We start from the raw sequence: 25982 nt of genomic DNA, 5'->3' as shown, positions 1-25982 counted from the left end.
AGAAGACGCATGGACATCAAATGGCTGGAAGACTTCGTCGCGCTGTCGAAGTCGCGCAACCTGTTTCAGGCCGCGGAGTCGCGCAACGTGACGCACCCGGCGTTCGGGCGCCGCATCAAGGCGCTTGAGGATTGGGCGGGTGTGCCGCTGGTCGAACGCGGCCACCAGGTGTCCACGCTGAACGCCGCCGGCCGTAGCGTGCTGGCCGCCGCCATCGACGTGCTGGACATCCTGCACGAGACGCGCGAAGCGCTGCAGAAGCCCGAACAGGAACGCGCCCGCAAGATCTCCATCGCATCAGGCAAGACGCTGGCGCACTCGGTGTTGCCGGGGCTGATGGCCGGCGTGCAGCGCAGCCTGCCCGCGTTTCAATTGAAGGTGATCACCACGACGCTGAATTACGGCGTGGATATGCTGGGGGATGGCGAGGTCGATTTCCTCTTGTGCCATGCCCACGAGCCGCTGTACGCCAAGATCGACAATCCCAATTACCGTTGCCGGCGCGTGGGCGCCGACAAGCTGGTGGCCGTGAGCGCGCCCGTGGCGCCCGGCGGCCGTCACCCCCGGTTCGCGGTGCCCAAACTGGCGTCCGACCCGCCTGTGCCTTTCCTGGCCTACGCCGACAGCATGTCGCTGGGCCGCATCCTGCACGACAAACTGCGCGGCCTGTGCGAGGTGCCGCTACTGCACACCACCTACGAGTCCGACCTGGCCGACGCGCTGCACGCCATGGCGCGCCAGGGCTTCGGTCTGGCCTGGCTGCCGCACACGCTAGTCGAACCCGACCTGCGCGACGGCCGGCTGGTCCGTGCCGATGGCGCCCGCAACGACATCCATATGGAAATCCGGCTGTACCAGTCGGTCGGCAACACCAAGCCGTTGGCCCGCGAGGTGTGGAGCCGCATCGAGGCATACGCAGCCAAATAACGCCGTTTGCCCGCGCAGGCATAAAATAGCGGTTTGCCCCTTTCCCGCACACAGGAAGCCAGCGCCATGAACGCACGCATCCCCGAAGACGCATTGCCGCCCACCCTTGATCCAAAAGCCCTCCAGGACTTCGTGGACGACAAGTGGGACAACGAGATCATCCCCGCGCTGACCGACTACATCGCCATTCCCGCCAAGAGCCCGGCCTTTGACGCCGACTGGGAAAAGAACGCGTTCATCGAGCGCGTGGTGCGCGATGCGGCGCAGTGGGTCGAAGCGCAAAAAGTGTCCGGCCTGAAGCTGGAAGTGGTGCGCCTGCCGGGCCGCACGCCCGTCATCTTCTTTGACGCGCCCGCCACCCGCAGCGACAACGGCGACACCGTGTTGCTCTACGGCCACCTGGACAAGCAACCTGAATTCTCGGGCTGGCGCGCCGGACTCGGCCCGTGGACGCCCAAGTACGAAGACGGCAAGCTCTACGGCCGCGGCGGCGCCGACGACGGCTACGCCGTGTACGCTTCGCTGACCGCCATCATGGCGCTGGACAAGCAAGGCATCCCGCGTCCGCGCTGCGTCGGCATCGTCGAGACCTGTGAAGAATCCGGCAGCTACGACCTGCTGCCGTACGTCGACGCGCTGCGCGATCGCCTGGGCAACGTGGCCCTGGTGGTGTGCCTGGATTCCGGCGCCGGCAACTACGACCAGCTCTGGATGACCACGTCGCTGCGCGGCATGGTGTCCGGCACGCTGGAAGTCCAGGTCCTGGACGAAGGCGTGCACTCGGGCGATTCCAGCGGCGTCGTGCCGTCGTCGTTCCGCATCCTGCGTCACCTGCTGGACCGCCTGGAAGACAGCGGCACCGGCCGCCTGCTGCCGCAAAGCCTGCATTGCGAGATCCCTGCCGAGCGTATCGAACAGGTCAGCGCCACCGCGCGCATCCTGGGCGACGAAGTGTGGCGCCGTTTCCCCTGGAGCTGCGGCGCCGACGGCGGCTTCGTGCTGCCCATGACCACTGAACCCGAACAGGCGCTGCTGAACCGCACGTGGCGCCCCACGCTGTCGGTGACCGGCGCCGAAGGCCTGCCGCCGCTGTCCAGCGCGGGCAACGTGCTGCGCCCGCGCACCGCCTTCAAGCTGTCGCTGCGCCTGCCGCCGCTGGTGGACGCGGTGGCCGCCTCGCAGGAAATCAAGGAACTGCTCGAAGCCGACGCGCCCTATAACGCCAAGGTCATCTTCAAGGCCAACGAAGGCGCCGCCACCGGCTGGAATGCGCCCGCCACCGTGCCGTGGCTGACGCAGGCCCTGGACGCCGCTTCGCAGCAGTACTACGGCGCACCCTGCGGCTACATCGGCCAGGGCGGCACGATTCCGCTGATGAGCATCCTGCAAAAGGGCTTCCCGCAGGCGCAGTTCACGGTGTGCGGCGTGCTGGGTCCCAAGTCCAACGCGCACGGCCCCAACGAATTCCTGCACGTGCCGTACGGCAAGAAGCTGACCGCCGCCGTGGCTCAGACCATGGCCGCCATGCCGGCCGCTTGACCTGCACGCGTGCCACGCAGAGCGCGGGGCCTTCGGCCTTGCGCTCTTTCTATTTCCAGGACTGATTCCATGATTTCCACTTCCGACGCCTACGCCAATGTGGTCGCAGAAACCCGCCACTGGCTGAACCAGGCGGTGATCGGCCTGAACCTCTGTCCCTTCGCCAAGGCGGTGCAGGTCAAGGACCAGATCCGCTTTGCCGTCAGCGACGCCACCGACGCCGAGGGCGTGCTGACCGACCTGCAGGACGAGCTGGCGCTGCTGGCTGAAACCGATCCCGACAAGATCGACACCACGCTGCTCATCATCCCCGACGCGCTGGACGACTTCATGGAGTTCAACGACTTTGAAGACCTGTCCGATCGTCTGCTCAAGCGCATGCGTCTGGTGGGTGAGTTGCAGGTGGCCACCTTCCACCCGCAATTCCAGTTCGCCGACACGCAACCGGACGACATCGAGAACTACACCAACCGCTCGCCGTATCCCATCCTGCATCTGCTGCGCGAAGACAGCATCGACCGCGCGGTGGAGTCGTTCCCGGATGCCGCCGAGATCTACGAGAAGAACATCGACACGATGAACAAGCTCGGGCTGGAAGGGTGGAAAAAGCTGATGACGAAGGCCTGATCGGCGGGCCTTGATCGGGCCTTGATCGGGCCTTGATTGGGCCTTGATTGGGCCTTGATCGGGCCTTGATCGGGCCGCGACTCGGCCCACATCAAGTCCCCGCATCGGGTTCGGCATCGGGTCCCGCATCGGGCCCCGTATCGCGTCCATCAGCCAGGCTGGTACCGGGATATCCCTAGATAGCCCGTCGGTTGTATTGCATACAACATACGATCATTGTGACCGTCGCCGATCGGCGGCGGCCTGTACGTCCTTCCCCTTTTCATTGTCTTGCCTCGCGGCCCCCGTCGGCCGCGCGTTGGCCTTTGCCTTTGTCTGGAGAGCCGTATGCGATTCACCCGCCGTCATGCCCTGGGCGCGCTTGCCGCCTTGCCGTTGATCTCGCGCCCGGCCTGGGCCCAGCAGAACGCCTTTCCGACGCGTCCCGTGCGTCTGCTGGTGGGCTTTGCGCCCGGCGGGCTGACCGACATTGCCGCGCGCGCGCTGGCCGACCGCATGGGCAAGACCCTCAAGCAGAACGTCGTCGTTGAAAACCGCCCCGGCGGGCAGGCCATCATCGCCACCGTCGCGGTGGCGCGGGCCGAGCCCGACGGCTACACGCTGGGCTTTGCCGGCACCAACGGCATGATTCTCAACCCCTTGCTCTACAACAATCTGCCGTACCAGCCATCGGACTTCAAGCAATTGGGATCCATGGGCAAATCGCCCATGCTGCTGATCGTGCATCCCGACCTGGGCGTGAACACCGTGCAGGAGTTCATTGACCTGGCCAAGAAGAAGCCCAACGACATCACCTGCGCGCATGCCGGCCGCGGCGTCATCAATCATCTGGCGCTGCTGCATTTCCAGTCGAAGACCGGGACGCAATTCCAGGACGTGCCCTACAAGGGCAGCGGTCCGGCGCTGCTGGACCTGATGGCGGGCACCGTGCAAAGCACGTTCGACTTTCCGACCTCGGCGCTGCCCAACATCAAGTCCGGCAAGCTGAAGGTGCTGGCCGTCACTGCGGACAAACGGCTGTCCAGCCTGCCCGATGTGCCGACGATGAAGGAAGCGGGCGTCGACGACTTCGAGCTCTACACCCGCATGATGATCTCCGGCCCCGCCGCCATGCCCGCCGACGTCGTGAAGACGCTGGAGCACGCCGTGCGCGAAGGCACGCGCGATCCCAGCCTGGTCCAGCAATTCGCGGAGCAGGGCGTGGCCGTGGAGTTCACGTCGTCCGCAGATCTGGATAAAGTCATCGCCGACGAATCCGCCATGTGGGCGCAGGTCATCAAGGCCAACGGCGTGCCCAAGACCGACCTGAAGGCATAAGGCCGCGACGGCAAGGAGACGACAGTGACACAGCCCCGTATCACCGTAACGCCCGAACGCGCGCTGATCGACGTCGAGCGCGACATCCGCATCGAAGGCTTTCCGGCTTATGCCTTCATTACCGTCACGGCCAGCATGCAAATGTGCGGCGCGGCGTGGCGCTCGGAGGCCGTGTTCGTGGCCGGCCACGACGGACGCCTGGACTTGCGGCGCGATAGCCCGGTGTCCGGCTCGTACGCCGAGCCGTCGGCCATGGGCATCGTCTGGTCCATGGTGTGCCAGGACATGGACCGCGTGGTGTTTCCGCCCGACAGCACCGATGCGCTGACCGTGCACCTTCACGCCACGAATGGCGCGCTGTCGGCCGAGGCCACTTTGGTGCAGGACTTCCTGGCGGACGGTGTCACGCACCGGTCCGTGCGCGAAGAGGTGGACGGCATGTCGCTGTCCGGCGAACTATTCGTGCCGGCCGGACCCGGCCCGCATCCCGTCGTGGTCTACATGAACGGCTCGTCGGGTGGCGTCAACGCGCCCCGCGCCGCACTGTTTGCCGCTCGCGGCTATCAATGCCTGGCGTTGGCGATCTTCAACTACGACGGCCGTCCGAAGTACTTGAACGACATGCCGCTGGAATACTTCGAAGCCGCGCTGAAATGGATCCGCAAATCGCTGCAGCCGCGCGACGGCTTCGTGGCGGTGTCGGGCATCAGCCGGGGCGGCGAGACATCGTTGCTTGTTGCCTCGCATTTCCCCGACCTGGTCAGCGCGGTCGTCGCGTACGTGCCGTCGCCGGTGATGCACGGCGTGGTCAGCGCAGGCGCGCCGGGCACGGGCCGCGATGCCCAGGTCTGGACCCGGCATGGCGAGCCCTTGCCGCACCTGTGGCAAGACAACGCCACGGCCGACTGGAACGCCGCCTATGCCTCCGAGCCGCCGTATCGCCAGACCCTGGCATTCCTGAGCGCCACGCGCGATGCATCGGCCTTCGAGCGCGCGCGCATTCCCGTCGAAAACTATCCCGGTCCCGTCATGCTGGTGAGCGCGTCGGACGACGGCTTCTGGCCCAGCACCGCGTATTCCGAAATGGTGGTGCGCCAACGTCAGGCGTTTGATCTGCCCACGAACCACTACGTCTGCGCCGGGGCGGGCCACCATGTCCACTATCCCTGCCTGCCCGCCACGCTGATCAACAAGCCGCACGCGATGTCCGGACTGCTGCTGGATGCGGGCGGCACGCCGTCAGCCAATGCTGCGGGGAACGAAGGATCGTACCGGGCGGTGCTGGATTTCCTGGCGCAGGCTCGGGCTGGGCAAGCGTAGGACATCCCGAGCGCAACAAAAAGGACCGGCAGTGCCGGTCCTTAACTTTGCCATGTCAGCATCACTGCTGGCGGATGGCCTCGACCTGGATCTTCAGCTTCACCTCCGGCTTGAAGCCCATGTCCAACCCGAAATTCATGCCAAAGTCCTTGCGGCTGAATTCCGTGGAGACGTCGGCGCCGCAGACCTCGCGCTTGACCATCGGGTGATCGATGCACTTGAAGTCGTCGATATCAAGCTTCACCTGGCGCGTGACGCCGCGCAGCGTCAGGTCGCCCGTGGCTTCTTCCGGTTTGTCGCCGTCGAACTTGGTGAACTTGCCCTTGAACGTGGCGGTGGGATATTTGTCGGCATCGAAGATATCAGGCGCGACTGCGTGCTGGTTCATCTCGTCGTGGCCGAAGTCCACCGACTTGATGTCCACGGTGACTTCCAACGTACCGGTGCGCGCCGCGCGATCCAGCACGACCACGCCGCTGGACTTATTGAACTTGCCGCGCCACGTCGACAACCCGCCGAAGTGATCGGCCTCGAAGCTGGGGTACGTGTGCGAGGGATCAAGGTCATAGGTGACCGGCGCGGCGGTCGCGGCAAAGGTCATCGACAGCGCACTTGCGCCCAGCAACAGGGACGGGATCAACTTCATTGCGGCTCCTTGTGGATGGCGTTCAAGCACGCCGGCGACGGGCCGCCTGCGTGCCGGAAAGACAAGACAATAACATTCAGTTCCGTGTCAGCAGTGCGGCTTAAATCAAAAATCCGCAGCGCTTTGTGACGCATCGTTCCATGGCATCAATCCACCTTGCCAAGCCACGCAGACAGATCCTGCAAGGTCTCGCGCAGCGCGTTGAAGCGCTGTTCTCCCAGGTGGTCTTTCCATTCCTGTTCGACATCGCTCACGCAACTGCGCATCAGCACGTACATCTGCTGGCCCTTATCCGTGAGCTGCAGCTCTGTCGAATTCGACGCGGCGCCCGGCCGGCGCAGCAGATAGCCGCGCCGCTCCAGTTCCGCCAGCACGTAGTTCATCGCCTGGCGCGACATATTGCATTGGCGGGCCAGCTCGATCGGCCGCCGTCCGTGCGGACCGGGATACATGAAGACGCCGAGTTCGGTCAACGACACGTCGAATCCCTGCTCGTTGACGGCAGACAACATGCGCGCGACCACGTGCTCGCGCGGCAGCCGCAGCAAGGAACCGATCATCGGCAGGCCGGTTTGCGGTTCGGATGCGGCGCTATTTTTTCTGCTGGACATGGCGTAAAAAATTTGTACACTGGCACGTAAAGTAACTTTACACGGGAGTATGCCATGAACGTAGCGCAAGCATTCGATGCAGAAGAAGTGATCCGCGTGGGCCAACTGGAAATCCGCTATCTCCAGCCAAGCGGGCGGGGCAACCGCATGGGGGCGTTTGAATTGTGTGTGCCGCCGGGCTCGAACGTGCCGCCGCCGCACAGCCACGACAACGAGGAATTGATCTACGTGCTTGAAGGCACGCTGCGCTTTACCGTCGGCGCAGAAACGCGCGACCTTCGTCCTGGCGATTCGATGACCACGCCGACCGGTGTGGCCCATGCGTTCAGCAACCCGCACGCGGTCATGGCCAAGGCGCTGGTGATCAACACGCCGGAAATCAGCGCGGATTACTTCCGCGAGATGGCGGCGCTGATCAACGGCGGCGGGCCGCCGGACAAGGCCCGGATGATGGAGACGATGAAGCGGTTCGGCCTGACGCCGATCGCGCCGGCGCCGGCATCGGCGCCTGCTGTGGCGGCGGCGGCAGGTTGACCGCGCGCGTGATCGGCGCAGCGTTCCGGGCCGCATCGCCCGCATCCGAAGGCGGCCAGTGAGCGCGCAAAAAGGGCGTCGCCAGGACGCCCTTATTTCGGTTGATTCGACTTCGATCGCTTCAGCTTCGATTGCTTCAGTTTCGGTCGCTATCGGCTCAGTCGATTCAGCTTCGGCTGATGAATCCTCGGCTTACTCGTCGTTCGCCCACTCGACCTGCACGCCCAGGCTGCGCAGATTCTCGACAAAGCTCGGATGGGCGCGTCGGATCGGCGTGGCGTTGCGAATCTCCGACCGTCCCTTGATGCTGCTGGCCACCATGAACAGCGCGATCGCCACGCGGATGATGTAGGGGCTTTCGACCACGCCCGGCGTCAGCGGATTGCCGCCAAACGTCACCACGCGATGCGGGTCCGACGAGAACACGTGCGCACCAAATTTGGACAGTTCGCCCGTCCAGCCCAGCGCGCCGTCATAGACCTTGTTCCAGAACATCGCATTGCCCTCGGCGCACACGCCCAGCGCAATGAAGATCGGCAACAGGTCCACCGGAAAGTAAGGCCAGGGCGCCGCCTCGACCTTGGTCAGCACGTTGCTCGTGAACGGCGTCTGCACCTTCAGCGGCCCATCGCGCAGTGCGCGGGACCAGCCGTCCTTGTGCTTGATTCGCACGCCGAACTTGGCGAACGTGCGGTCGATCAGCGGAAAATTGCCCGGCGTGCGATTGCGCACCACCACGTCGCCACCCGTGATCGCGCCCAGCGCGAGGAAGGTCGTGATCTCGTGGAAATCTTCTTCAAACGTGAACTCGCCGCCGCCCAGACGCTTGCCGCCGCGCACCACCAGCCGCGACGTGCCGATGCCGTCGATATCGGCGCCCATCATCGCCATGAACCGGCAGAACTCCTGCACGTGCGGCTCGGACGCCGCATTGGTCAACGACGACTCGCCTTCAGCCGCGGCCGCGCACAACACGAAGTTCTCGGTCGTGGTCACGGACGCATAGTCCAGCCAATGATGCGTGGGCTTGAGCGGACCGCTCGCCCGCACCAGCAGCGACCCGCTGGCGCGTTCCACCTGGCCGCCAAACGACCGGAAGATGTCCACGTGGGGATCGATCTCGCGCACCCCCAGCGTGCATCCCTTGACGTTGTCCTCCAGCCGCGCCACGCCAAAGCGCGCCAGCAGCGGCGGCACCAGCATGATCGACGAACGCATCTCCTCGGGCAGCCGGTGGTTCGCCGCATCGAAGACCGTGTTCTTGTGATGCAGCGCCAGCGTGCGCGTCGCATCGTCCAGCCGGACGTCGCTGCCCAGCGTGCGGAAGATGTCCAGGATCTTGCGCACATCGGTGATGTCCGGCACCCCATGCAGTGTCAACGGCTGATCGGTCAGCAGCGTGGCGCACAGGATCGGCAGCACCGCGTTCTTGTTGGCCGAAGGGACGACGCGGCCGCGCAAAGGCGTGCCGCCGTGGACGATGAGGTTGGACATGGGGATGGGGACTGCCGGGAAAGAAATAGGGGAGAGCGCGGGGATTGTACTGGCGTTGAGCGGAGCCCAGGTGCCCCAAAGGTTTCAAGATTTGCAGGTCACCCCCAATTGGCATCGCCAGCCTTATTTCCTAATTGCCGGAGGTGATCTGGTACAGATTCCATGTCCCACGTTTTTATCCATCAACCCTTGCCTCGTTCTTAATATGAATGCCGTCAACCACTGATTGAAATGCGGGCCCCAAATGCCATTGTGGCCATCCACAACAGATTTATCCGTTTGCGCAACCACAAATGGATTCCCTTGGTCGGCGTCTCTTAGATTTCTAGTCAGGCAGATATCGCTGTGACAGAAGGCGTCATACCACCACTTGGGTTCCAAGTTCGTCACATGTTCTAGTTTTGATGGGCGAAGAGAATGTGTGACGAAGTCCGAGTAGTTGCCGATGGTTTCGCGCTCTCGTGAATGCCAGCGTGATCCCAGCATCTGGCCCAAGGGGAAGGCCGTTTTTGTCGCCAAATCATTCGATGTGGAAACGCTTAGCAATACTGGTTGCTGGTTTTTGTCAAACTGCTCTTGCCATCGGCGGCTGCTATTTATCGCGGAATAGCGGGACGCTTCAAAAGCTGGATTCAAGAGTACGGTCAGATCGGCCACTCCAGAAAAAGGTGCAAATTTTCCGCCTCGTCGTCCGGGATGACTCATTTGCATTTCGTTAAGCAGAATTGGTGACGTAGCTGAAAATAGAATTCTTGCCCCAAAGCTGTGGCCAATTGCAATTACAAGATCATTGGAATTATTTCTTTGGCAACGAACGCTGTTTATTGAGCTTAACAGTTTGGATAAGTGGCCACCGATGCTCACTCGGTCGGCAGCTCCTTTCCTGCTCCAGAAGGTAAGGTTTTGATCTAACGTAGTAAACCCCGACAGACCGGGCCACGCTACGAAGAGGCCGATCACATTTGTTGTTTCTCGAATGTTCCGCCGCAATGTTTCAACCATGGTGCGGAAGGAAGCCAAATCCTCATCGTCAACTGAAGCATCATGCTTCCAGCCATGTATGTAGATTAGAACGAACGTAGGAATGGAAGTAGGATCTTTGTCTTCTGATGCACCTCGTATTTCGTACAGTACGTCGCTCCATTGGCATCTGTCGACCAATTCGCCTTCATCTGTAAACTCCACGAGTTTTATCTGATCTTCTGAAGGGCGGGATATAGTTTCAGGGTCGTAATGTGCATCGATAAGCCTTCCATCGGGTCCCTTTACCTTCATTTTCCCTGCCATATACTCACATTCGTGTTTCGGATCCGCCGAAAGGCGGCGATTCAGGCAGCCAGCAAGTGCAGGCGGCAGCAAGGCTAAAACCAGAGCTAGAGCCACAAGTCGCAAGCAAGAGCTTTTGTTCATGTAGTCGCCTTTGGCTTATTCCACTCATGACAAATTCCGCTAGCGGATCAGGGGGTGTTGTTGCTGAGCGGACCGGGAATGAACGCGTCGTAGAAAGTACACCGTGCCCCCCGTCATCGCGCAATAGCGCTGGATGACTAGCTATTTTTGAGGCTGACCGTCACGTAATTTTGTGAATCGTGGCACATTCTGGCGAGGCCGCGTCCATACCGATCGGACTCAGTTCGATTCAGCAGAAATTGCCCTGCGCGGTGGTCTGTCTTTGAGACTTGGCATCGTTTCAGTCGGTGAAATTGCAGGGTTCCAAAACATCTTTATTGATTTGCTGGATATCAGGCATTAACCGCATTCACGGTCACGTCACGGCGACTAGGCTTATCGAAGCTGCTGCCGCAACCGAATCCTCAGACGTCATACGCTGCAAGTATGCTGGCGCTATTCCTCAACAGATGCAGGAACGTCTATTCCCTATGCGGCCTGATCCGCGCTTCAAACGCCTGAACCAACCGGCACGCCAAGCCTTTTCCTCGTTAGCGCTCATCGACGCAGACGGCGCTGATTTCGACGTGCCCATCCGGATGCTTTCGCTTGCCTACCATCGCGAATAGGCGTCTGTGTAACCGAACGCGGATGTAGGCGGCCTATTTCGTGCGTGCGCCCGCCGAAAGAACGAAGCTAAATCCTGACAGCCGATTTCTGCATGTCGGTGGGACCGGTCGCATCAAGCGTCACGACGCCCGCGACGTTCGCGAGGCGGGCGTTCCATGGGGTCCCAATGATTTGCTGTATAGCGTCAACCGGTTAAGTGTCTAGTTTGGCAATTGGTTTGCAACGCGCTTTGAAACTGCGTTGAACTGACGTCTGTAGCCCGACGGCGAGATCTCAAAGGCTGCGGCGAAGTTCTGGCGGAAGGACGCTGGCGAGCCGAATCCCACCGTTTCGGCGATCAGATCCACGGTCTTGCTACTGGTTTCGAGCAATCGTTGGGCCGAAGCCAGCCGATGGTTCAGCAGCCATTGGGCCACGGTCGCACCGGTCTTGGCCTTGAAGCGCCGCGTGAAATTCCGGCGGCTCATGCCGGCCTTGCTGGCCAGCAGGTCCAGCGTCAGCGGCTTGCACAGGTTTTCCAGCGCCCAGTCCAGCGTCGGGCCAAGTCTGTCTGAATCCTGCCAGCCGGGCAGGGGCTGTTCGATGTATTGGGCTTGTCCGCCATCCCGATGGGGCGCCACGACCATGCGGCGCGCGACGCGGTTTGCGATCTCCGCGCCGTGATCGCAGCGCAGCAGGTGCAGGCAGCAGTCGATTGCGGCAGCGGTGCCCGCCGACGTCAGGATGTCGCCGTCATCGATGTACAGCGACTTGCGGTCCAGCGTGACATCGGGATGCCGGCGCAAAAAGTCGTCGCTCCATGCCCAGTGGGTGGCGGCAGTGCGCCCGTCCAGCAGGCCGGCTTGCGCGAGCACGAACGTGCCGAGGCACAGACCGGCGATGCGGGCCCCTCGCGCGTGCGCCGTCCGCAGGGCGTGCAGCAACGCGGGCGGGGCCGATTCGTCCGGGTCGCGCCAGGCCGGCATGATGATCGTGTCCGCCTGCTCCAGCGCGCGCAGATCGTGTTCGATCTCGATGCGGAATCCGGACATCGTCATCACCATCCCGGCGCGTTCGCCGCAGATCACCAGCCGGTAACGCGGCACGCCCAGTCTGGCAAGGTCATCCCCAAACACCATGCAGGGAACGGACAGGTGAAAAGTGCTGATGTCTTCAAATGCGACGATGGCGACGGTATGCATCTTTTGGGCCAGATGAGAGCGAGCAGGTTGGCCCGATTCTAGCAACTGTTGTCCAACGGGCCACTATCGCGGCATGCGTTCTGGCGGGACACTGAGGTCCTGGGCGCTGCATGCCCACCCCGGCCCGCCATCGGCGAGCCGCCCGATTTCCACCTTGCCGAGGACCACCATGAGCCACCCCACCATCCGCACCCTTGCCGGCGCAACCGCCCCGGCCTCCCTGAAAGCCGCCAGCACCGCCTTGCTGGTGATCGACTTCCAGAATGAGTACTTCAACGGAAAGCTGCAGATTCCGGACGGCAAGGCCGCCCTGGATAACGCACAGCGCCTGATCGCGCATGCCGACGAAGCGCAGATTCCCGTGTTTCATATTCAGCACGTCACGCCGGCCGGCAGCCCGGTGTTCGCGGACCAAAGCCCGACGGGCGAATTTCATGCGGACGTGAAACCCGCGCCCAATCACAAGATCTTGCGCAAATCGACGGTCAGCGCCTTTCCGTCCACGGACCTGGACAAGCAGCTCAAGGATGCGGGCGTCAAAACGCTGGTGATCACTGGCTTGATGACGCATGCCTGCGTCGCGGGCGCCGCGCGCGACGCCGTGCCCCTGGGCTATGACGTCATCGTGGCCGAGGACGCCTGCGCAACCCGGGATCTGGATCGGGCCGACGGCAGCGTCGTGGATCACCAAAGTCTGCATCGCGCGGCGCTGGCCAGCATCGACGACACGTTCGGGGATGTGCTGACGACCGAGCAGGTGTTGAAGCTGCCGGTGGTTTAAGCCGTATCTGGCGCGTTCAGGCGGCCGGCTTATCCCGATTCTTGCGAATCAGCACCGCGCCGCCGATCGTCAGCACCAGACCGCCGCCGATGTACGGCAGGCCAAAGATCAACAGGGTGAAGAACAGCGCCGTGTTGGCATCCCGCGCGCCGGGGCCGCCGCCGGTGTGCATCGCGGGATCGATCTGCAGCATGGCAATCGCGGCGGTCAGCAGCAACATCACGCCCAGCGTTGCGCATCCCCAGCCGAACAGACGGCGCAGGTTGGCAATGCGCGCCAACGCCACGGCCGAGACGACGGCGACCAGGACATAAAGAACCACGCTGGCCATTGCGACCCGATCCAGCAAAGCCGAATCCAGTGGGTCAGCACCTGCCCCCGCGCTCGGATATACGCCGAACACCGCCAACAACAGCGGATTGGTGATGCCAAAGCTGGCGCTACCGATCAACAATCCGAAGACGATGCTGACGAGCCATTTGATCGCGGTGGGTGGCATGGGGCGGGTCGCTTCTGAAAGGTCAGTAGTAGATGTCGACGTAATCGGTCAGGCCGCCGCACGCTTCCATCTGCTGCAGGCGCCAGTACTTGCGCTTGCCGGTCGCCTTGAACTCGTAATCGCCCGTGCGTTCGCAGCGGCGGCCCTTGTCCGGCGCGTCCAGGATCAAGATGGTGCCGCGCAGCACGAAGCTGTCGCGGCCAATGGAGACGACCTCGCCTTTGACCTTCAAGGTGCCTTCATGGTTGGCCTGCGTGCCTTCCAGGCGCACCACGTCGTTGTCGTCGATCGCGTTCATCTTGCCGCGCTTGGCGGACCACAGCCATTGCAGCGTGACGCCGCTGTTGTTCAGGAGCCGTTCGTAGGCGGCCTGGTCGTTGATCTGGGTTTTTTGCACGGGCGCCAGGGCGCCGCCGGCCGGCGCCTGCTGTGCGGGCGCTTGTTGAGCGGGCGCGCGTTGCGCGGGCGCCTGCTGCATCGGGGCCTGTTGAGCCGGAGCCTGCTGCGGGGCCGGCGCCTGGTTGCCCGAATTGGCGCGCGGGGGGAGGATGGCTGCGCCAGGATCCTTCTGCGCGAAGGCGGCGGCAGAGACGAAGGCCAGGCCCAGCGCGAGAAGCAGCGTTCCGGACTTGCGTTTGATTCCCGAGGCGCGGGCAACGTGAGTTTGCATGGTCTGTATCAAGAGAGGAGAGGGATGCGCCGTCTTTCGTCTTGATGGGGCCCGGTCATCGACCCTGACCCCGATTACGGCACGGGCGCCAACTTATCACGCCCGTGCGCGCAAATAATTGCGGGGTTTACCGTAGCTGTATCTATTCGTTAGGCGGAAAACAGAATGCTTCACCCTGCCGTGATCTGAAGGTGTTTACGCCCTGCGCCGCACATTTTCTTCATGCAGTGCGCGGACCTGTTCGACGAACTCCGGCACGGGCCCTTCAGCCTGGATGCCGTCGACCACTTCGGAGATGGGCAGTGGCCGCACGGCCGACGGTGGCACGCCCCAACCGCGCATCCATTCGGCGTACTGGGCCGACGACACGGCGTAGACGATCCGGCCAAGTCCCACCCAGCCGTGCGCCGCGGAACACATCGAACAGTGCTCGCCGGACGTGTACACCGTGCAGGCCGCACGCTCGGCTTGCGGCACATTGTTGGCGGTCCAGCGGGCAATCTCGAATTCCGGATGCCGCGTACGGTCGCCGCTGGAGACGTGGTTGTGGTCTTCAAACAGCACCCGCCCGTCGCCCGACACCAGCACCGATCCAAACGGCTGGTCGCCCGCATCGAGCGCCTGTCGGGCCAGCTCGACGCAGCGTGCCAGGTGCTTCTTGTCCTCTTCGGTAATCACGCGTGATCTCCTTGCCAAAATCGAGGCCGGCGCGGACCTCCCGCGCCGGCGCAGTCGCTACAGCAGCAGCGGCGAAATCTTGCTGCCATCCACCGACACGCCCGCCATCAGGCCGCCGTTGTTCATCACGAAGCCGACGATGGGTTGCTGCGCGGTGTTGGAATCGATGCTGCCGTTGACGCCCACGTTGGCCACGGCGACGGTGGCGTCCGCGCCGATCGTCCAGCCGCTGCTGGCGCGGAACTTGGCCAGCGCGTCGTCCGTCATGAAAAGCAGCACCATCGCCTTGGACTGTGCGCCCGCCTGAAAGCCGATGGATCCGCCCGTAATGCTGTAGTAGCCCTTGTCCTGACCGCTGACCTGCAGCACGCCTGTCCCATGCTGGGCGCCCACGATGAAGCTGGCGCTCAGCACCGACGGAAACACCAGGACGCCCCGGGCGCGTTCCACCAGTTGCCGTGATTGCGGCGAGGATTCATACAGCTTGGACAGCGTGGCCGCCGTGGCGGCATCCAGTTCCTGACGCTTTTCGGCGGCGGTGGCCGTAGCGCGCGAATCCGTCGTGGTGCAGCCCGCAAAAAGAAAACCTGCCATGCCCAACGTGACGGCGGCGACGGCAGTCCTGCGGAATTTCGAAGTGATATCAAGCATTTGCGCTTCCTTTTTGTGGGTGACCAACGAGGTACATCAAATCATCTCCTGGCTGGAGATTACCCCGGCTCGCGCGAGGAGGCGACGGGTGTAGGTCGTTCGGGGTGAAAAAGTGTTTGCTTCCGGGGCGGTCGCGCGCGCTTACGGTGCACGGATCAAGAAGCGTTGCTGCGTGTGCAGAGGGGTCTGTGCCGTCACGATTTCGTTGTCCCGCGCGCAACAGGTCGCCAGCTCAGCCAATACGTCCAGCGAGGTGACTTGATGGGCGTGCGCCAGATGCTGAAATCGCCGAATCTCGGCTGACGAGCAGGCTCGGTGCGCGTCGCGCAGCAAGCCATTGGCTTGCAACAGCCTCAGATTCTCCGGATGTATCAACGCAAGCAGGCTTTCCACCTTGCCGATCTTTTCGCGCAAGACCTGCATGGCATCCGCTTCACTCGACACGCCGTACCGCTTCCATGCCGGTTCATGGTGAAACAGGCGATTTCGAAAGTCGCGCAGCGTAGCCACCAAATCATGCACATGTGCCAGCATTGCTCCGGCGCGGTGCACCGGCCATGGGCCACGGAACACCGCGGACAGATGCTTGGGCCAGATGAGTCCACGGCCCATGAACTCCGCGTCCAGGAGGAACTCCCAGGTTGAGAAATCCGTTTTTGCGATGATGCTGTGATGTTGCGGCCTTACGGTGCCTCGTACGGCATGCCGGCGGCGCAGGTCGGACGCATGGCTGCGAGTCGCTTTCGCGAAGTTCTCGCGCACAGCCAGCACGGCACGCGGCGCATCTGCGTCGGGCGCAAATGAGCGCTATCGCAGCTTACCGCCCGCCCACCAGAACCGCCCAAGTTCGGCGACAAGCGCCTGGTCGATCGCATTGCGCAAGGAAATTTCGACGGCGCTGATCAGCGGATATAGCGCACCGCAAACAAGCATGTTCCATAGGTATACGCCCATTAGCTCCACATCGTTGTTGGGAAGGAACACGCTTTGATAGCTGCTGATTCGCTCGTTGCTGATGAGCGCTTCGATCAGTAGTGGACGGTATTGAAGGGTGTGGGGCATGTCGACGCACCTTGAATGGAAGAACTGCCGCCGTGGTTTGACCGTGCCCGGCGCGAAAGCATAAAATCCGTTCAAGGTTGGTGATGGCTTCCAATGGGCGCAAGCCTAAGACCCATCATGTAAGACCTAATCCCACCCCGGCCTCGAGCCGGGGCATTCATTTTTGGACTCCCGGTTCCGCCGGCCCGTCGAATCCACTCAGCGCAAGACCGAATCCCCTCGGTTTAACATCGCGCCATGCTTCTCATCATCTTTCTCTGGATCGCACTCGCGATCGTGGTCGGCTTCATGGCCAAGCGTCGCGGGCGCAATGGTATCGGGTGGGCCTTGCTTGCCGGCCTGATCAGTGCGCCGGTCGCGGGCATTTTCCTCAAGCGCATTCCCAACCGGTCGCCGCTCGCCAGCCAGCCGCTTCTTTCCACGCATATCGAATGCCTGCATTGCGGCGAGCGCATTCTGCGCGAGGCGCGCGTGTGCCGGCATTGCGGCGGCGACGTGACCGACGCGGGTCTGACGGCCGTACGGCAAGCGATGCCTGTCGGGTACTGGTTCGACCTGCCCGACCCCGCATTCAAGCTGATGCGGACTGCGGACCGCGTGGCGTTGATAAAGCCTGTTCCGCCGTGGATCGTGGTGGACCAGTCGCTTGACTCCATCGTCATTGGCAGCCGCTGGCCCGGAAAGCTTTGGCGCGTGCGTGTTGTGAAGCAGGGTGATATGTCCGATCTGGTTGCGGAGCCGGGCTACTGGCGCGCCAGTGCCATCGAACTGCTGGAAGCGTTGCCGTTGTCGGTGCTGTTCGGCCCGAAGGGCGAGGCGGTGCTGGAGATCATCGCGCAGATCAATACGCTGTCGCGCAGCGAGGCGCAGGCGTTGGCCGACCACCTGCCGGAGAACGCCTGGATGGCGTACAGCCGCGCGTGGATGCGCTGGTCGCAAGAGGACGGCGAGCCGGCTGCGGATGAAGAAAGCAATTGGCGCGGCGCGTTGGCCGCCACGCGGCGGGGCGACAAAGCCCGGTCGCCGATTCACTCCGGCTTTCTGCTGATCCACAGCCAACTGCGGCAGCGCGCCGAGCAACTGGAGGGCGGCAACGCGTTTACCTTGATCGAGGAAGACGGCGAGACCGAACAGGTGTTGAAGCCGATGTGGCAAGCGGCTTGCGATGCGCTGCTGTTTGCCGCGATGGCGCGCGCCGCGCCACAGTATGTGTCCGACGAGGACGCGGTCATGTTGCTGCAGGCCTGGACCCGCGTGCTCAGTCGTGAAAGCGAGCGCGCTTGAGATTCACCACATCGATTCGTTCAGGATCTTCCGGGCCCGCTTGAACGTGATGACCGCTGCGCCGGCCGCCAGAATCAGCGCGATCCACCCGTTCATGTTGAACTTCATCTTGCGCGCGTAGTTCGCGTCGTGCACCAGCTTTGCATCGACCAGCGTTTCACCGTTCTTGCGCACGCCATAAACCCGGACGGGAATGGCCATGTTGTACTGAAGCGCAATCGTGCTGTCGGCAAGCTGCGCGTCGTTTTCCTGCACCGCAAACTCTACTTGCTCTCCCTCGGTATACGGAACCCTGTAGGTCGCTTCATAGAACTTGAACACCATGTAGGGATAGTTGCCTGAATACACGCAGAGCGCGCCATAGTGCTCCCACCGCCCGCGAATCTTCGCCCTGGTGTCGCAGCTTGCCACCTTGTCCACCCGCAGGCTGATCGTGTTCAGCTTCGCGGGGTCATAGGGCAGACGGACGTCTTTTGCCGCGCTGAAGCAGTAGATGGCGACGCCGGCAAGCACCAGCGCGGCAATTGCGGGAAGTCGGCAAGGCAGGAGGGCGCGTTTCCAGTCAGCCAGCTCACTGCTCATGCTGGCTGACTCGGGAACGCGGACGGCGGTTGTTGAGGCCTCGGTCGATTTTCATGACGCGCGCTGCAGAATTTGCGAGCGCTGATTTTAAACAGGCGCTGAAGCAAGCGTTGAATCACGCGGCTGCTGCGACGCCTTCCTACTTCGGATCGCAGTGATTCCGGAACGCCTTCTCGCCCGCGTCGGACACCTCGACCCACTTCTGATCCGGCGGCGCATCCTGCACATAGCTGTCGTGCCAGTTCCACCACTTGTACGGCGGCGTCTGCGGATAGCCCGCGGGGGAATCCTCCCAGGTCTCCTGCCGTCCCAGCGGCGTGATGTCCAGGTAGTTCCACGTGCCGCCCATCTGCTCGTCGCCACGGTTGTTCAGGAAGTAAGTGCGATAAATGCGGTCGCCGTCGCGAAAGAACACGTTGGTGCCGTGCCATTCGTCCACGCCGAAGTCCGCATCGAAGCTGTCGGTCAGCGTGAACGACGGCATCGTCCAGCCCATGCGCGCCTTCAGCCGTTCAATGTCCGCCTGCGGCGCGCGGGACACGAAGACCAGCGTCGTGTCGCGGGCGTTCAGGTGTGCCAGATGCGCAACCTGGTCCGCGACCATCGAACAGCCCCGGCACGCGTGGTCCGGCCAGCCGAATACGCCCGGCTCGTGAAACGCGCGGTAGACGATGAGTTGCCGGCGGCCGTCGAACAGGTCGCGCAGCGTGACCTTGCCGGACGGGCCATCAAAGACGTATTCCTTGTCCACCGCTGTCCAGGGCATGCGGCGGCGCTCGGCAGCCAGCGCGTCGCGGGCGCGGGTGTGGGCCTTTTCCTTGATGAGCAGTTGTTGGCGGGCGGCTTCCCAGTCTTCAGCGGATACGACCGGGGGCGTCTGCATGGCGGCGGGGGCGCCGTTGCCTGCGGATGCTGGGGGTGTGGTCATGGGGTGATCCTCCTGGTGTCTTTAATTCCCTTGCGCTCTGTTCGGGCGGGGGAAATGGGAACAGTGTGGCACCGGGAAGGGCGGTACAGGAGTAACAAATCTGGCGCGAAACTGCGTCAGACTGGTGCCGCACGATCTGCGCGATCCTTTCGTTCTGCGTCAGGCGGGGATCAGCGCCGCCTCCCGCGGCATGGCCTGTGCGGTCCACCCCCGCAGGCTTTCGCGCAACAGCGACATGGCGGCCTGGCCGCTTTCGTTCAGACGATGCGCCGCGTACAGGCCAAATTGCGCGCTCAGCGGCAATGCGCCTTCGTCCCCAATGGAAATCACGCGCATGGTGTCGGGCCGCAGACACTCGGTCGTCAACAAGGCCACGCCCAGGCCGTTCTCGACAGCCGCGATCGTGGCGCCCACGTTGTGACTGGTCAGCGACACCCGAAAATCCCGCCCCGACGCCGTCAGCGCATCGAATGCCAGCCGGCGCCAGGAGCACGGTTCGGCATAGACGATCACGTCCAGCGGCTGGTCCGGGTCCAGGGTTTCGTCGATGCCGCAAACCCAATGCAGATCCACGCTCCAGGACTCGATGGGTTCATCGACAAAGCCCACGCAGGCGCCCACGGCCACATCCAGCGTGCCATCCTGCCAACGCGCGGCAAGCCGCTCGCCGTCGTCGATGACAACGTCCAGATGCAGATTGGGACACGAGCGCCGCAGGCGGCCCAGCGCCGCCGGCAAGGCGGCCACCGCCACGTCCTCGGACAGCCCGATGCGAACGCTGCCAGCCACCGCGCGCTCGCGCAGCCGCGCCGCGGCGGCCTCGCCCAGCGCGAGGATGCGGTTGGCGTAACTGAGCAGCACCTCGCCCTCGGTGGTGGGCGCCATGCCACGGCCGGTGCGATGCAGCAGCCGCTTGCCCACCATTTCCTCCAGACGGCGGATCTGCGTACTGAGCGCCGATTGCGCGCGGCCGGATTGGTCCGCTGCGCGGCTCAGGCTGCCGTATCGGCAGACGGCGACAAAGGTGCGGAGCAGGGCAGGGTCGAAATCGGCTGACATTATCAATACCTGAAATCTGGTTTACGAGATATCAGTCTAGCTGTAACCCTGGCGCGTGCCTAGGATGACCCTTGTCGCGAAATGTCCGACTCAACTCAAGGAACCATCCACCATGACACACCCCCAAAACCTGCGCGTCGTCCTCGCCTCCCGGCCCGTCGGCCGCCCCAAAGCCACTGATTTCCGCGTCGAACGTGTGCCTGTTCCCGAACCGGCCGACGGCCAGGTGCTGCTGGAAGTCCAGACCCTGTCGCTGGATCCCTACATGCGTTGGCGCGTCAGCGACGAAAAATCCTACGCCACGCCCATGGAAATCGGCGATGTGATGGTCGGCGGCACGGTTGCCCGTGTTCATACGTCGCGCCATCCCGACTGGCGCGAAGGCGACATCGTCCTGTCGTCTGCCGGTTGGCAACGCTACGCGCTGTCCGACGGTACCGCTCTGCGCCGGCTCGACCCGGCCAACGCGCCGCCCTCGACCGCGCTGGGCGTGCTTGGCATGCCCGGGCTGACGGCCTATGTCGGGCTGCTGAACATCGGCCAGCCCAAGCCAGGTGAAACCGTCGTCGTCGCAGCCGCGAGCGGCGCGGTGGGTTCGGTCGTCGGCCAGATTGCACGCATCAAGGGCGCGCGCGTCGTGGGCATCGCGGGCGGGCCGGAGAAGTGCGCCTTTGTGAAGGAAGAGCTGGGCTTTGACGTAGTCGTGGACCACCATGCGCCGGACTTTGCGCAGAAGCTGGCCGAAGCCTGCCCTGACGGCATCGACGTGTACTTTGAGAACGTCAGCGGCCATGTGTGGGACGCCGTGCTGCCGCTGCTGAACGACTTTGCCCGCGTGCCGGTGTGCGGCCTGATCGCCAACTACAACGACGGCCCCGCCGACCGGAGCGGTCCCGACCGCCTGCCCGCCACCATGCGCGAGATCCTTTCGCGGCGTATCACCATGAAGGGGTTCATCGTGTTCGATTTCCCGAAGGAACAGGAAGACGAGTTCCTGAACGTGGCCGGGCAGTGGATCCGCGAGGGCAAGCTGCGGTGGCGCGAGGATGTAGTCGAGGGTCTTGAAAATGCGCCCGAAGCGCTGATCGGTCTGCTCGAAGGCAAGAACTTCGGGAAGCTGGTGGTGCGGGTGGGGGACTGACGCACCGGCGTCTGGCGTTCAGGCGGCCTATTGGCCGATCGTGCGCGCCTTGCTGCGCCGCGCCTTCGGCTTGGGCGCCACCCCCAGGCGCGGATCGCGCGCCACGGCCAATGCCGCCAGCGTTGCCGCAGTCGATTCGAAGGACTCGCTCGACTGCGGCAAGTACAGCCACTTTCCCAGCACCGGATGCGGCAAGAGGTCGGGAATGTCCGCGAGCAGCGCCGCATGACGTTCCTGCGACGTACAGACCATGACCCCGTTCCATGGGTCGTCCCGATCGGCCACGATCAGATACAGCAAGCCGTCTAGGTACGCGGCGTCGGCGCCGAACATCTTGCGATGCGTGTAGCTTGCGTCGCTTTCGAGCGGCTCAAGTATCCACAGCAGCGAATTGGATTTTCCAGCACGCTGTTTGCGAGGTGGGGCGAAGGGATCGGGCGAGTTGCGCATGGATCAGAAGCGGTCGGGCAGGGCACAGCGACTATGCCACAGCGGCTACTGCTCGAACAACGGCGCCAGTGGCAAAAGCGGCCCATACTTCTTCAGCTTTTCCCACTCCTCGGCCGCCTGGCGCAGTTCCTCGTTCTTGCGCGCTTCCTCCAGGATTTCGTCGATTCGCGGCGCCAGTGCGACGGACAGGTCAATGATGTCGTTGGCGGTGTAGCCACGCTCCCAGCGTGCGCGTAACGTCACGTCATCACCCTTGGCCCGCATGGCACGCGTCGCTTCTTTCAGCAGGGCCTTGCGCTGATCCGCATTGAGCCGCTCGGCAAACGAGATGCCCGCCACCAGGCCCTGGACCACGCCTTTTTCCCGATACCCGGTGGTAGCCGCCACCTCGCTCGCGACGCTGCGGCTGATGACCCTGGGCGCCAGGTTGTCTCGGATCCAGCTTCGGCTTAACCGCAGCAATCCGGCGCTAAGACCGTGGCCGAAGCCCGTGCGCATCCCTTCCGCGCGCGCCGCTTCCTGCGCCTCGGCGTAGGTCATCGCAAATTGCACCATCAGCATGATCGCGTCCTGCGGGCCGGGCATCAGGAAGTCGGCCACCCAGCCGGCGGCGCTGCCGATCTTGCCGAGCGCCGAGGCCGCGCGCCCTTGGACTTTCAGGACCGATCCAGCTTCTTCGGCCAGGGCGGCGGTGGTGGCGGCGGGCGCGGACGCAGCTTTCTTGCCGAAGCGTTGTTCAAATTCCTCCATCCGAGGCGGGCCGGCGGGGACCTTGGGCTGTTCGCCGGGAATGCGGGGTTTGGTAGCGGGTTGTTCGACGGGGAGTTGGGGCAGGGACCCTCTTGGCCGGGGGCGTCCTACGTTATCCGGGTGCTGAACGAACTTTTCGTCGGGTAGCCCGGCTCGCACGGCGGGGTCGCGCATGGTCGATAAGGATCGATAGTGACCCGTACCATCGTTCCAGGTCTTGACCTTGCCGCTCTCGAAATCCACTTGGCCCGCCCAGTTGACGCGTTCGCCGCGCGCCGCTTCGGTGTGACCATATCCGCCGCCGACCGTCCTCTTCGACTTGACGGCGAAGATCTCGCCGTCTTTCACCACAAAGTCATAGTTGCCGCGCGCCGTGCGGACGTACTTTGGGCCGACCTCCTTCCATGTGCCGTTGACGTTCCTGAGCCGGACGACTTCGCCCGACGATCCCGGCGCCGGCAGATCCCTGGGCAGATTGCCATAGGTCGGACCGCTTGCGTCGCGCTGGAGAAGACAGGCGCCGTGCGTGCTCATCGACGATTGCTGAACCACGTGCGCCAGCTCATGCGCCAGCAGCGCGCGGCCTGCGGTCGTGCCCGGCGCGTACTGACCCGCGTTCAAAACGATGTGATGGCCGACGGTAAAGGCGCGGGCTTCAACGGCCCTTGCAGAACCAGTCGCCAGCGCATCGGAATGCAGCTGGACGTGGCTGAAGTCGCGCTGGAAACGAGACTCCATGAAGGCGCGGGTATGGGCGTCGAGGGGACGGCCTTGGATGGATAGCACGTCGCGAAGGCCAGGAATGTCATCGAGCGATGCCGCGTTGCGTGGGTCAGCCGGCCGCAGAAGCGGGGGCGGTGGAACCGGTGTGGGTTGCAAGGTGGGCCGCACCGCGCCGTGCGCCTGATCGTCTTGGGATTGCGGCATGCGCATCACGTGTTCGGACATGCGATGCGCTTCCTGCTCTGACGCGTCGCCGGGATGGCTGATCGCAATGTGCGTGCCGGGGGGATGTACGGATATCGCGGAGACCGCATGAACCGGACGCCACCGCTGAAGTTTCGTATCGCGCGCAGCCTCATCTGGCGGCGTGCGCGACGCTGCACGCTTATCCGCTGCGTCCCGTTTGCGGCTTGCGGCCGGCCCTTTGTGAACCGCCGCCTTGGGCTTTTGCACGAAAGCGCGCATGGATTCGCTCCGTTCGTTCCGGCGATTATTGTCCTCCTTTGCTGGGTGGCTGAATACGGGCGGGTTTGGTCCGGCACCTATTTCTGTAATACTCCGGCATCACCGTTTCAGTACGCGCTCGTCATTAACTGACATCGCCAAACCCTCACGGCTTTCGGATTCCGCCCATGTCTGAACACCATCAATTCATCTTTCCCCGCGACTTCCATCTGCCGCCGCCCAATTGGCCCGCGTTGGAAGCGCGGCTGCTGGAAGGGGGTTATGTCCTGCCGGCGCATGGCGACACCATTCCCTACCGCGCCAACAACGACGACGGTTTCGACGGAGATGACGCGTCATGGCGCAGCGTCCACTACTGCCTCGGCCCGGCGGCCAGACCCTACCTGAGCGATGCTGTCAGAGAGGATTACGACGCCGATCCCAGACACTTTCCGCTCATGTTGCTGGCCTTTGATGGGCCGAATCCCCGCGTCATGGTCGGCGAAAATCTTTTCGCGCCGAGCGTGCCGGGATCGAACGAACCCGCCATGCCGATGCCCGCCGAGTCGCACATCGACTTCATCGGCGAAGCCTACGAGAACCCGGCCGTCCAATGGCAATGCGAAGAAGGCGGACGCAGTTATAGCATCCTTGAACTCGATTGGCATTACAGCCTGGCGATGGGATTCCGGATGGTGCAATGCGAAGGACTGGATCGCGAGAGTGCGGAAGGGCTGGCGGGCCTGATCGGCGAACTGACGGGTCAGGTCATGGGCTGCAGCCACCGGCATCTATGACTGCGCAGGGACGTGGACAATCGTCAGCCTACAGCCAGAGACAATTCGAAACGCCGCAGCGCGCCGGCCGACACATCTTCGCCCATGCACAATGGCATCCTATGTCTGACGAATGCCAGACCCATTTCCAAGGAGCGATATGTCGATTCAAACGTTAAGCCGCTACGGTGTTGTGTTGTTTCTTGCCGCGATGAGTTCGGGCTGCTCGGTCGTCGGCGAGTGCGGATTGCTTCGCAGCAGCTGCGGTTATGAAGGCCAATACGAGTCGGGCGAGGAAGATTACGCGGAAGACGAAGCCAAACGGTTGAATAAACAGTCTTCCGATCGGTTGCGTCGAAGCTCTGGAGACTGACGCGGCCCGCGGCTTGTCTGATTGGTGATGGCGTCCTGATCCCGCCGCGGTGCAGCTGCGCGGGTTCTTGAACGCGACGCGATCGGGATCGTCGAACACCTGACGCCTCATCCCGATAGAATGCCCAGCGCCCGGTCAGCGTGGTGCTGGGCAGAATTTCAAAATGCTCTCATTCTGAAAACGCGCTCGGCGTTTTATCTACCGAAGCCGATCATTCATTACGGCCAGTCAGCCAAGTTTCCCAAAAGATTCGAAGTAGTCTTATTTCCGTAATGATTGCCGCGGTGGTTTCATACACCTGCAGCATGCGATGTGCTGCAGGTGGAAACGCTGATAAATCCATATTCCGTTCCCAGCGAGCGCTCGCTGTAGAACGGCAGCTTCAGATTTCACGATGGTCTGCGGCGAGTAATCTGGATAAAGCAGCGGCGGCTAAATCGCGTTAAAAGTTGGGGCATAGGTAGGGTGACGCAGTTAGCCGATGCCTGGGGCCGTGGCGCAAGTCACGGCCTTTCTTTTGCATCCTCTCAATCTTGGACCCGGTGGCGTTCATGCAAGCGGCAACTGCTTCCGAGCACGCGAAAGGAAGACTGCCCGAAGTCCGAGCACCGCGGGCAAGACAACAATTGCGAGCCAGCCCGCGATCGATGCCGCCCATGCCCAACGATATTTCCAGGAGATGAATTCCGGTACGCCGTTGTCGTCAAACCACGGGTCCATTGATATCAGTATCAATCCCATGGCATAGCAAAGTATTAATGCCAAGAGGGTGACGGTAAGCGCAGGCGGCGCTCCTTTGACCGAGCGTCCCTTCACCGCACAAGCCAGCCAGATCGTCAGGACGCCCACGAATACAAGGGGAAAGATAAGGATCATCAGCATTTCGCGCTCTCTGGCTCGTCGGGGCTCATAGATA

29 protein-coding genes are annotated in these 25982 nt (G+C 62.9%); 12 read left to right on the top strand and 17 right to left on the bottom strand.

The annotated features are described in order from the left end of the window. Positions 1-9 precede the first annotated feature (9 nt). The 5 genes from B3098_RS25030 to B3098_RS25010 all read left to right on the top strand — a co-directional run bounded on the left by B3098_RS25030 (position 10) and on the right by B3098_RS25010 (position 5730). The gene (locus tag B3098_RS25030) at positions 10-927 is read left to right on the top strand and encodes a LysR family transcriptional regulator (RefSeq protein ID WP_286899707.1); all 918 of its coding nucleotides are present in this window, start codon (positions 10-12) and stop codon (positions 925-927) included. Between the two features lie 66 nt (positions 928-993). After that, entirely contained in the window at positions 994-2466 is a 1473-nt protein-coding gene (locus B3098_RS25025; RefSeq protein ID WP_286899706.1) for a M20 family metallopeptidase, read from the top strand. 69 nt (positions 2467-2535) lie between these two features. Next, positions 2536-3093, top strand: a complete 558-nt coding sequence (locus B3098_RS25020; RefSeq protein WP_175121149.1) for a DUF1415 domain-containing protein — start codon at positions 2536-2538, stop codon at positions 3091-3093. Positions 3094-3420: 327 nt separating this feature from the next. After that, positions 3421-4410 carry a Bug family tripartite tricarboxylate transporter substrate binding protein gene (locus tag B3098_RS25015; protein ID WP_175136183.1) on the top strand — a complete coding sequence of 330 codons (990 nt, stop codon included), beginning with the start codon at positions 3421-3423 and terminating at the stop codon, positions 4408-4410. A 24-nt stretch (positions 4411-4434) separates the two neighbouring features. After that, positions 4435-5730 (top strand): alpha/beta fold hydrolase, encoded by a 1296-nt coding sequence (locus tag B3098_RS25010; protein ID WP_286899704.1) that lies wholly within the window; start codon positions 4435-4437, stop codon positions 5728-5730. 61 nt (positions 5731-5791) lie between these two features. On the opposite strand, the gene B3098_RS25005 is transcribed toward B3098_RS25010, so the two are convergent. Together B3098_RS25005 and B3098_RS25000 are read right to left on the bottom strand one after the other, a co-directional pair. Further along, the gene (locus tag B3098_RS25005; RefSeq protein WP_286899702.1) at positions 5792-6376 is read right to left on the bottom strand and encodes a YceI family protein; all 585 of its coding nucleotides are present in this window, start codon (positions 6374-6376) and stop codon (positions 5792-5794) included. Between the two features lie 146 nt (positions 6377-6522). Further along, on the bottom strand, positions 6523-6987 hold the full coding sequence (locus tag B3098_RS25000; protein ID WP_286899701.1) for a MarR family winged helix-turn-helix transcriptional regulator: 465 nt from the start codon (positions 6985-6987) through the stop codon (positions 6523-6525). A gap of 96 nt (positions 6988-7083) precedes the next feature. Here B3098_RS25000 and B3098_RS24995 point away from each other — a divergent pair, with 96 nt between their 5' ends. Continuing rightward, positions 7084-7521, top strand: a complete 438-nt coding sequence (locus tag B3098_RS24995; RefSeq protein ID WP_286899699.1) for a cupin domain-containing protein — start codon at positions 7084-7086, stop codon at positions 7519-7521. Positions 7522-7713: 192 nt separating this feature from the next. Here the strand turns inward: B3098_RS24995 and B3098_RS24990 are convergent, their stop codons facing one another. Both B3098_RS24990 and B3098_RS24985 read right to left on the bottom strand, forming a co-directional pair. Then, positions 7714-9015 (bottom strand): UDP-N-acetylglucosamine 1-carboxyvinyltransferase, encoded by a 1302-nt coding sequence (locus B3098_RS24990; RefSeq protein WP_286899697.1) that lies wholly within the window; start codon positions 9013-9015, stop codon positions 7714-7716. Between the two features lie 123 nt (positions 9016-9138). After that, positions 9139-10425, bottom strand: a complete 1287-nt coding sequence (locus tag B3098_RS24985) for a hypothetical protein (RefSeq protein WP_286899696.1) — start codon at positions 10423-10425, stop codon at positions 9139-9141. A 269-nt stretch (positions 10426-10694) separates the two neighbouring features. Here B3098_RS24985 and B3098_RS24980 point away from each other — a divergent pair, with 269 nt between their 5' ends. After that, positions 10695-11033 (top strand): hypothetical protein, encoded by a 339-nt coding sequence (locus B3098_RS24980; RefSeq protein ID WP_286899695.1) that lies wholly within the window; start codon positions 10695-10697, stop codon positions 11031-11033. Between the two features lie 201 nt (positions 11034-11234). Here the strand turns inward: B3098_RS24980 and B3098_RS24975 are convergent, their stop codons facing one another. Then, positions 11235-12215 (bottom strand): GlxA family transcriptional regulator, encoded by a 981-nt coding sequence (locus B3098_RS24975; protein WP_286899694.1) that lies wholly within the window; start codon positions 12213-12215, stop codon positions 11235-11237. A gap of 169 nt (positions 12216-12384) precedes the next feature. Here B3098_RS24975 and B3098_RS24970 point away from each other — a divergent pair, with 169 nt between their 5' ends. Continuing rightward, complete coding sequence (locus B3098_RS24970) at positions 12385-12996, top strand: cysteine hydrolase family protein (RefSeq protein ID WP_286899693.1); 612 nt, start codon at positions 12385-12387, stop codon at positions 12994-12996. Positions 12997-13012: 16 nt separating this feature from the next. Here B3098_RS24970 and B3098_RS24965 read toward each other — a convergent pair whose 3' ends face one another. The 6 genes from B3098_RS24965 to B3098_RS24940 form a co-directional block, all read right to left on the bottom strand. Next, a complete protein-coding gene (locus B3098_RS24965) occupies positions 13013-13495 on the bottom strand; it encodes a hypothetical protein (RefSeq protein ID WP_175136193.1) in 483 nt (160 codons plus the stop codon). 22 nt (positions 13496-13517) lie between these two features. After that, the gene (locus B3098_RS24960; RefSeq protein WP_175121157.1) at positions 13518-14165 is read right to left on the bottom strand and encodes a hypothetical protein; all 648 of its coding nucleotides are present in this window, start codon (positions 14163-14165) and stop codon (positions 13518-13520) included. A gap of 195 nt (positions 14166-14360) precedes the next feature. Next, positions 14361-14843, bottom strand: a complete 483-nt coding sequence (locus B3098_RS24955; RefSeq protein WP_286899690.1) for a nucleoside deaminase — start codon at positions 14841-14843, stop codon at positions 14361-14363. 57 nt (positions 14844-14900) lie between these two features. Beyond that, on the bottom strand, positions 14901-15494 hold the full coding sequence (locus B3098_RS24950; protein WP_286899688.1) for a BPSL1445 family SYLF domain-containing lipoprotein: 594 nt from the start codon (positions 15492-15494) through the stop codon (positions 14901-14903). 141 nt (positions 15495-15635) lie between these two features. Beyond that, positions 15636-16265 carry a hypothetical protein gene (locus tag B3098_RS24945; protein ID WP_286899686.1) on the bottom strand — a complete coding sequence of 210 codons (630 nt, stop codon included), beginning with the start codon at positions 16263-16265 and terminating at the stop codon, positions 15636-15638. Between the two features lie 36 nt (positions 16266-16301). Continuing rightward, a complete protein-coding gene (locus B3098_RS24940; RefSeq protein WP_286899685.1) occupies positions 16302-16556 on the bottom strand; it encodes a hypothetical protein in 255 nt (84 codons plus the stop codon). 237 nt (positions 16557-16793) lie between these two features. On the opposite strand from B3098_RS24940, the gene B3098_RS24935 reads away from it, so the two are divergent. After that, the gene (locus B3098_RS24935) at positions 16794-17840 is read left to right on the top strand and encodes a hypothetical protein (RefSeq protein WP_286899684.1); all 1047 of its coding nucleotides are present in this window, start codon (positions 16794-16796) and stop codon (positions 17838-17840) included. Between the two features lie 3 nt (positions 17841-17843). Here the strand turns inward: B3098_RS24935 and B3098_RS24930 are convergent, their stop codons facing one another. From B3098_RS24930 to B3098_RS24920, 3 genes are all read right to left on the bottom strand, one after another. Then, positions 17844-18422: a hypothetical protein gene (locus tag B3098_RS24930; protein ID WP_286899682.1), complete on the bottom strand. Its 579-nt coding sequence runs from the start codon at positions 18420-18422 to the stop codon at positions 17844-17846. Positions 18423-18561: 139 nt separating this feature from the next. Further along, positions 18562-19305 carry a DUF899 domain-containing protein gene (locus B3098_RS24925; RefSeq protein ID WP_286900271.1) on the bottom strand — a complete coding sequence of 248 codons (744 nt, stop codon included), beginning with the start codon at positions 19303-19305 and terminating at the stop codon, positions 18562-18564. A 204-nt stretch (positions 19306-19509) separates the two neighbouring features. Continuing rightward, a complete protein-coding gene (locus tag B3098_RS24920; RefSeq protein ID WP_286899680.1) occupies positions 19510-20409 on the bottom strand; it encodes a LysR family transcriptional regulator in 900 nt (299 codons plus the stop codon). A gap of 112 nt (positions 20410-20521) precedes the next feature. Here B3098_RS24920 and B3098_RS24915 point away from each other — a divergent pair, with 112 nt between their 5' ends. Next, positions 20522-21550 (top strand): NADP-dependent oxidoreductase, encoded by a 1029-nt coding sequence (locus tag B3098_RS24915; RefSeq protein WP_286899679.1) that lies wholly within the window; start codon positions 20522-20524, stop codon positions 21548-21550. Between the two features lie 27 nt (positions 21551-21577). On the opposite strand, the gene B3098_RS24910 is transcribed toward B3098_RS24915, so the two are convergent. Further along, positions 21578-22000, bottom strand: coding sequence for a hypothetical protein (locus B3098_RS24910; RefSeq protein ID WP_286899678.1), 423 nt, complete (start codon positions 21998-22000; stop codon positions 21578-21580). A gap of 45 nt (positions 22001-22045) precedes the next feature. Further along, positions 22046-23938 (bottom strand): DUF4157 domain-containing protein, encoded by a 1893-nt coding sequence (locus tag B3098_RS24905; protein ID WP_286899677.1) that lies wholly within the window; start codon positions 23936-23938, stop codon positions 22046-22048. A 167-nt stretch (positions 23939-24105) separates the two neighbouring features. Between B3098_RS24905 and B3098_RS24900 the strand changes: the two genes are divergently transcribed. Continuing rightward, positions 24106-24714 carry a hypothetical protein gene (locus B3098_RS24900; protein ID WP_286899675.1) on the top strand — a complete coding sequence of 203 codons (609 nt, stop codon included), beginning with the start codon at positions 24106-24108 and terminating at the stop codon, positions 24712-24714. 139 nt (positions 24715-24853) lie between these two features. Continuing rightward, positions 24854-25066, top strand: coding sequence for a hypothetical protein (locus tag B3098_RS24895; RefSeq protein ID WP_175121166.1), 213 nt, complete (start codon positions 24854-24856; stop codon positions 25064-25066). Between the two features lie 549 nt (positions 25067-25615). On the opposite strand, the gene B3098_RS24890 is transcribed toward B3098_RS24895, so the two are convergent. Next, on the bottom strand, positions 25616-25948 hold the full coding sequence (locus B3098_RS24890) for a hypothetical protein (protein ID WP_286899674.1): 333 nt from the start codon (positions 25946-25948) through the stop codon (positions 25616-25618). Positions 25949-25982 lie beyond the last annotated feature (34 nt).

It is taken from the genome of Achromobacter sp. UBA2119, from assembly GCF_002331005.1.
GTDB lineage: Bacteria > Pseudomonadota > Gammaproteobacteria > Burkholderiales > Burkholderiaceae_B > Achromobacter > Achromobacter animicus.
The sequence above is the reverse complement of the archived record's forward strand: the minus strand, read 5'-3'. Positions and strand labels throughout refer to the sequence as shown.